The sequence below is a fragment of the Mucilaginibacter sp. P4_E8 genome, from assembly GCF_056401495.1.
The window spans coordinates 1-7,253 of record NZ_JBFUJG010000195.1; the positions used below are offsets into that span (position 1 = coordinate 1).

7 protein-coding genes and 1 pseudogene are annotated in these 7,253 nt (G+C 38.6%); 5 read left to right on the plus strand and 3 right to left on the minus strand.

The annotated features are described in order from the left end of the window. Window positions 1-636, plus strand: a pseudogene (locus AC1DRQ_RS28315) (AsmA family protein); the annotation flags it as partial. Between the two features lie 314 nt (window positions 637-950). After that, window positions 951-1,811: a sigma-70 family RNA polymerase sigma factor gene (locus AC1DRQ_RS28320; RefSeq protein WP_429400476.1), complete on the plus strand. Its 861-nt coding sequence runs from the start codon at window positions 951-953 to the stop codon at window positions 1,809-1,811. A gap of 290 nt (window positions 1,812-2,101) precedes the next feature. Here the strand turns inward: AC1DRQ_RS28320 and AC1DRQ_RS28325 are convergent, their stop codons facing one another. Then, entirely contained in the window at window positions 2,102-2,293 is a 192-nt protein-coding gene (locus AC1DRQ_RS28325; protein WP_076378023.1) for a cold-shock protein, read from the minus strand. 331 nt (window positions 2,294-2,624) lie between these two features. On the opposite strand from AC1DRQ_RS28325, the gene AC1DRQ_RS28330 reads away from it, so the two are divergent. Beyond that, the gene (locus AC1DRQ_RS28330; protein WP_429400475.1) at window positions 2,625-3,176 is read left to right on the plus strand and encodes a hypothetical protein; all 552 of its coding nucleotides are present in this window, start codon (window positions 2,625-2,627) and stop codon (window positions 3,174-3,176) included. Window positions 3,177-3,279: 103 nt separating this feature from the next. Then, a complete protein-coding gene (locus tag AC1DRQ_RS28335; RefSeq protein WP_477428999.1) occupies window positions 3,280-5,463 on the plus strand; it encodes a TonB-dependent receptor family protein in 2,184 nt (727 codons plus the stop codon). A 59-nt stretch (window positions 5,464-5,522) separates the two neighbouring features. On the opposite strand, the gene AC1DRQ_RS28340 is transcribed toward AC1DRQ_RS28335, so the two are convergent. Together AC1DRQ_RS28340 and AC1DRQ_RS28345 are read right to left on the minus strand one after the other, a co-directional pair. Beyond that, on the minus strand, window positions 5,523-5,891 hold the full coding sequence (locus AC1DRQ_RS28340) for a response regulator (RefSeq protein WP_477429001.1): 369 nt from the start codon (window positions 5,889-5,891) through the stop codon (window positions 5,523-5,525). 160 nt (window positions 5,892-6,051) lie between these two features. Continuing rightward, window positions 6,052-6,624, minus strand: coding sequence for a thymidine kinase (locus AC1DRQ_RS28345; protein WP_477429003.1), 573 nt, complete (start codon window positions 6,622-6,624; stop codon window positions 6,052-6,054). A gap of 179 nt (window positions 6,625-6,803) precedes the next feature. Between AC1DRQ_RS28345 and AC1DRQ_RS28350 the strand changes: the two genes are divergently transcribed. Next, window positions 6,804-7,253, plus strand: a 450-nt coding sequence (locus tag AC1DRQ_RS28350) for a class I SAM-dependent methyltransferase (RefSeq protein ID WP_477429005.1), incomplete at its 3' end; no start/stop codon positions are given.

A 7,253-nucleotide genomic window follows, 5' to 3' on the forward strand; every position in this document is an offset into this window, starting at 1 on the left:
AAGAAGCAGAACGGGGCGGTGAATAATTTTTTGCTTAACACCCAAATTGACAATGTAAATACCAGTAACTTCTTTTATTCGTTTAATAACTTCGGGTTGAAGGATTTTGGTTATAAAAACCTGAAGGGTTTCCTGTCGGCGCAGGCTCATATTACTGGTAGTATAAATAATGCAGGCAACATTGTACCAAGATCAATAAATGGTACAACTACTATCGATCTTAAAAAAGGAGCGCTGGTTAATTTTGRCCCTATTCAAAGTGTAGGTAAATTTGCATTCCCTTTCCGCGATCTGGATAATATTACTTTTTCAAACCTGAAGGGGCGGTTTGACATTAATGGCGATAAAATAGTCATTAGCCCCATGCAAATCAATTCGAGCGTGCTTAATATGGATGTGGCAGGAGTTTACTCACTATCAAGAGGAACAAATATTGCACTGGATATACCGCTCCGTAACCCCAAAAAAGATAGCGCTATTGTTGATCAAACTGAACGAAATAAAAAGCGAATGCGCGGCATTGTATTGCATATATTAGCTACAGATGGCGATGATGGTAAAATAAAAATAAAATGGAACAAAAACAGGGCAAAAAAGGAGGAGACAAGCGCGGAGGTTGCTGATGCAAAACAATAAAAAAAGCAGGCATATTATCTGCCTCATTTTTAATGTTAAATAGGTGTATTTGTGACACAAAAATAGCAATTCTTTAAGTACCTTTGTAAATCCATTTAAGAGATCATATATTGGTTAAACATTTATTGGTTACTAACACCAGGCTTCTTACTGCAATTATATCAATAGCCAACCCTCGTTTAATAACTATCCCGGGAGTAGAAAATTTGAAGAAGCAAAGTTTAATTTAATTTATTTTTTATACCGTCCGGTTAAACTAATCGGACAAATTCTTATCGGACTGTTTATTAGCTGAAAAAAATCTATTCAAAAAAATGAGACAACTCAAAATATCCCAATCCATTACCAATCGTGAATCTCAGTCGCTTGAAAAGTATCTGCATGAAATAGGTAAAGTAGATTTAATTACCGCGCAGGAAGAAGTGATCCTGGCGCAAAAGATTCGTGAAGGCGATCAGGCTGCATTAGAGAGGTTAACTAAAACAAACCTTCGCTTTGTGGTATCCGTAGCAAAACAGTACCAAAACCAGGGCCTTACTTTAGGCGATCTTATAAACGAAGGAAACTTAGGTTTAATTAAAGCGGCCAAACGTTTTGATGAAACCAAGGGCTTTAAATTCATTTCATATGCTGTATGGTGGATCCGCCAGTCTATATTATCAGCCGTGGCCGAGCAATCACGTATTGTACGTTTACCATTAAACCAAATTGGTTCTTTAAGTAAAATACACAAAGCGGCTTCAAAATTGGAGCAACAGTACGAAAGACAACCAACGCCTGAAGAATTGGCTGAGGATCTTGAAGTATCGGTTGATAAAATATCTGATTCGCTGAGCAATGCCGGTCGCCAGATATCAATGGATGCTCCTTTTATACAAGGAGAAGAAAACACATTGCTTGATGTACTGCAAAGTACTGACGCGGCAACTGATACCGATCTGATGATCGATTCATTATCGCAGGAAATTAAACGTTCATTAGGTATTCTTGCCGAGCGTGACCGTGAGGTTATTATTTTATTCTTTGGTTTAGGTGGCTATGCCGCTCATTCATTAGAAGAAATTGGCGAGAAATTTAACCTTACCCGTGAGCGTGTACGTCAGTTAAAGGATAAAGCTTTGATGCGTTTACGTCACAACTCAAAATCAAATCTTTTACAATCGTATTTGAACTAAGTAATTACCAGGATGTATAGCATACATCCTATATGATAAAAGCGCTGATGGTTAACCATCAGCGCTTTTTTTTGTTGAGTAACTTGCATAAAAAATGTCATGCCGAACTTGTTTCGGCATCCCAAAAGCAATGTATACATCATGATGGTTACTTATCCCATGAGATGCCGAAACAAGTTCGGCATGACTCCTGTTTTTTTACACTTTCTAAGAAAAGCAAAAAATATAGGCACAAAAAAAAGCATCTGCCTTATGAGACAGATGCTTGTACGATTCTTATATATAATAGTTTAACCTACTTTTACATTTACCGCATTTAAGCCTTTTTTACCTTGTTCTACATCGTAGGTAACACTGTCGTTTTCACGGATAGTGTCAATAAGGCCTGAGGCATGTACAAAAACTTCGGCACCACCATTACTTGGTGTAATAAATCCAAAACCCTTGCTTTCATTGAAAAATTTTACTGTTCCTTGCATTATATTTTTATTTAATTAAGTAAAGATACAGTTAATATTCAACAATTAACTATAAATAAGGCAATTAAGTTTTTTAGATGATAAATAATCACGAAAGCAGCTGGTAAAAAAATGGCACATACTTAGCCAAATGCCCTTACTTTAAGCATTTTAGCCTAACAGATAGTGTAAGAATAACACCACTAACTTTTTTTTATAATAGCATTGTTGGGTTATGCTATATATAGTAAACGTTTAAATCAGGAAACATTGCAAACACCTGCAATTATTTATAAATAAATTGTAACTAATTAAAATTATGATTAGCATTGTTTTTATTTAGACTCATTATTGATTGAAACGCTACTTCGCTGTTATACTGCTTGTTGTACACCTGTTTAATTTGGGAGGATATTTGCTGCTGAACCAATATCTGGTATATCGCTCAAATAAGTTTATTACCGAACAAATAAGCAATGGTAAATACGATGTTAACAATCTTATCGAAATAAAAATAAAACAACACCTGCCTCAAATTCATGATTGGAAAACCTATGTGCGTGTATCAGGGCAAATACAATTAAAGGGCGTTGCTTACAACTACGTTAAACTTAAAATGACACGTGATACGCTGTTTGTACAATGTATACCAAACTACGAAACAACCAAACTCTTAAATGAGAACATTATATGCGCCAGGCAGATCAATGATATCCCTACCAGTAAAAAAGCACATGAATCATCTGGTAAAAAAATCGGGGTCGATACTAAGTACAATCACCCGATAGCGGTACATACTTTTTTCGCTGCATCACAGGCTACGTTAAAATTCAGCACTTTTATTTATATCAGCATCAAACAACCGCTTGTTGCTATAGTTGGCAGGCCACCTGAAGCCATTGCTTGATCCCACGTTAATTATTAAACATCAAACCCCATTCAACGGCATAACCTATTAGTTTTTATGCTCTAAAAATGGCATTGACTCAACTTCCCCTATCCTTTAAACTATGAACAATTATTACAAAATATTTTTGGTTGCGCTGCTTGTTTCAAGCTCAGGCTACTTGTTTGCACAACAAAAAAGCATTAAAGATACCCTACAGCTCGACAGTGTAATTATTAAAGAAAACCGCCTTAAACATTTACCTAACGTAACAGGTGCCTACATTTTTGCAGGTAAAAAAACAAATCTGGTATACCCTGATGCGGGCAAAATAAACCTGGCCAATAATACTGCCCGTATGGCCATGGCCAAAATACCCGGAGTTAATGTTTGGGAGATGGATGGTGCAGGCTTGCAAATGAATATTGGCACCCGCGGAACTGATCCGCACCGGTCTATCGAGGTCAATATACGTCAGAATGGATATAACACCAACTCGGATGTATTTGGCTATCCCGAAAACCATTACAATGTACCGTTCCAGGCCATCAGCGAAATTCAGTATGTACGCGGTTCGGCAGCTTTACAATTTGGAAGCCAGTTTGGAGGCATGATGAACTTTAAAATTAAAGAGGGCGACAGCACCAAAGTATTTGGTTTTGAAACGGAGCAAACCGGGGGCTCAAACCGGTTTTTCAACTCCTACAACGCCATTGGTGGTAAAGTGGGCAAGATAAGCTATTATGCCTTTTACTCTGCCCGCAGTGGCGATGGCTGGCGGCCGGATGCTGCCTTTAACTACCGTGCTTATTATGCCAATATCCGCTACCAGTTTAATAGCAGAGGCAGCATTGCCCTGCAATTTTCAAGGTCCGACTATAGGCAGCAAATCGCGGGCGGCTTAACCGATGCTCAATTTAGTGCCAACAACAGGCAATCAACCCGTTTCCGTAATTTCTTTAATCCCGAAATAAATATTCCGGCCCTGCTGTTTAATTATGCATTTAATAGCAATACCAAACTGGAAGTTACCTCACATGTTTTATTTGGTCAACGCAATAGCGTACAGTTCATTAATACACCCAACATAGCCGATACGGTTAACACCAGTCTGAAAACATACAATCCGCGCCAGGTTGATCGCGATTATTATGCCGGCTTTACTACCGAGGCTCGTTTATTGCATACTTACAAATTAGGTAACCTTAACAGCACTTTTACCGCAGGGCTAAGATATTTTGAGGAAACAACCAAACGCAAGCAAAAAGGTAATGGAACCATCGGCAGCGATTTTGACCTGAGCCTGGTTAAACCTTATGGCATCGATTTAAAATTGCACAGCCTTAACTATGCCGTCTTTGCCGAAAACATATTCCAGATCACTCCGGCATTTACGGTGACCCCGGGCGTAAGGTACGAGGTGATCAAAACCACCACTTCGGGAGTTATCAATAATGCAAGCTATTCTATTGGATATAAGGGTAACCGCAATTACCCTTTATTTGGTACCGGCTTACAATACCAGTTTAATAATGGCAGCCAGCTCTACGGTAATATTTCGCAGGCCTACCGCCCCTACTTATATGCTGCCGTTACCCCTGCTGATCAACTTACCATTATTGATCCAAATATAAAAGATAGCCGTGGTTATGATATTGACCTGGGCTATCGCGGGCGCATCAGCACTATTTTTAATTACGATATTAATGGTTTCTATGTGTACTACGGTAACCGTGCAGGTACTTTAACCCAAACCGATGCCAATAATGTAGCTCATTTATTTGCCACCAATATTGGTAACGCGGTGGCTAAAGGAGTTGAGGCATATACTGAGGTATCGTTGCTGCGGTCGTTTAATGAACATTCGGGTAGTGATATACGCCTGTTTAATTCGCTTGCGTACACACATGGTCGTTATACCAGCGGCTCCATTAACCAATCAGGCAAAAACATCAGCTTAAAAAATAACCAGACTGAAAACACTCCCGACTGGATAAACCGTACCGGTTTAACTTTTTTAAACAGACATGTGAGCAGCACACTGCAGTTGAGTTACACCAGCAAAAGCTTTAGTGATGCCAACAATACGGTAGCTAACCCTATTGGTGCTACAGGAATTGTACCTGCTTACCATGTTTTTGACTGGGCGTTTAATTATACTTTCCTCCGGAATTATCATATCAACGCCAACATCAATAACCTGTTTAACGCCAAATATTTTACACGCCGAATAAACATGTACCCCGGACCAGGTATTTTGCCTGCCGACGGTCGTACTTTTAACATCGGCTTTGGATTAAAGCTATAAAGTAAAAACGGCCTTCCAAATATATTTGGAAGGCCGTTTTTACTTATAAATGGATAAAACTATTTAACATGCAGTTTAACTATATCAATCAACGCGGTAAGGTCAAATGGTTTTTGTAGATAGCCGTTAGCATCACCGGCTGCGGCAATTTCTTTTAAATTACTTACTGCCGAAATGAGGATCACCGGAATATGACTCGTTGCAGGATTATTTTTTAAACCTTTGCTTAACTGCTGCCCGCTGGCATCACTTGCCCAATCGGTAAGCCAGTTATCGAGCAGTATCAGATCAGGGTCTATATCTTTTATTTTTTTAAGGATCTTGGCATCTTCCGAAGCTATCACTTCATACTTTTGCTCTTCCAAAACATAAACAATGGTTTCCCTGATGTCTTTATCATCCTCTATTACCAAAATTTTTTTAGCCATAAAATTTTCAGCTTAAGAACGAATATAGTTTAAATTTTAATCTTTAATTAAAAAATTAAATTAACTAAAAACTATACCCTATTCAAAAGCATAAACACGCGGTATGGCCCCTTTTGTTTTGAAAAAACAGATATTTATATAATAATTTATCGCAAACAGTCTAAATATTGTAGCATATGCGACAGCGTGGCTCATAACTCTCCTTTTCGCCTAATAATATTTTAGCATTATCAGGTACCAGGCGGTAAGAGTAAAGTGCAGGGTTGCCACATTTAACGCATACGGCATGTAACTTGGTAACCGATTCGGCAATGGCCATTATGGCTGGCATCGGCCCAAAAGGACGGCCTTTAAAATCCATATCCAAACCAGCTACAATTACCCGTATACCTTTATTAGCCAATACATTGCAAACCTCGGGCAGCTCATCATCAAAAAATTGGGCTTCATCAATGCCAATTACATGAGCATCATTACTTAACAATAATATAGCCGAGGCACTGTCGACAGGTGTTGAGGGGATGGAGTTGGCATTATGTGACACAAGGGCGTCTTCAATAAAACGTGTATCGGCCTTGGGGCTAAATATCTCCACCTTTAACTTTGCAATGCGGGCACGGTTAAGCCTTCTTATCAATTCTTCCGTTTTACCCGAAAACATTGATCCGCAGATCAGTTCAATGCTGCCRCCAAATTCACTTTTCCTTCTAAAAACATCCTCGTGATATACCATTATTTGTATAAGCTGTAAATCCTAAACACTAAATTCTGAACGCTAAGAAAAATATCTTTAAATACTAAATCAAAGCTGTAATACTAATGCCATGCTTGTAATTTACAACCCATAACAAAGCGCCAAATATCAGAATTTAATCCTACTTTTGATAAGCATTTTTCACAACATTGGAAGCCATGAAGCAAATGGATGTATTTAAAAAGATAGGTGGTATTTTAAAAGAGCTTAATGACCAATATGATTACCTTGAAGCTGAAAGCAGCGATTTAAATGAGCTTGAACTGGAGCTGTTTGTAGCCAATGCTCATTTTTTAAAAGACCATGCCGAAATACTGCGCAGATTACATGAGCGTAGCACCCCAGCCCCACATGTACCACCTACCGAAAAGCCAGAACCTGTTATAGAAAATAATAAGCCCGCACCCGAAAAAAAGTCGGAGCAAATTCATGAGCAACGTTATTTTGAACCGGTTGTACAACAAAAACCCACTGAAAACACGCTTGAACTAACTCAAACAGCCGAACCACCTGTTCAGGTTCCATATAACCCGGTTAAAATTGAACCAGTTGTTCCTTTAACGGAAGATCAACAACCTGTTTCACAAATTGACCTGAAAGCTGAAAGC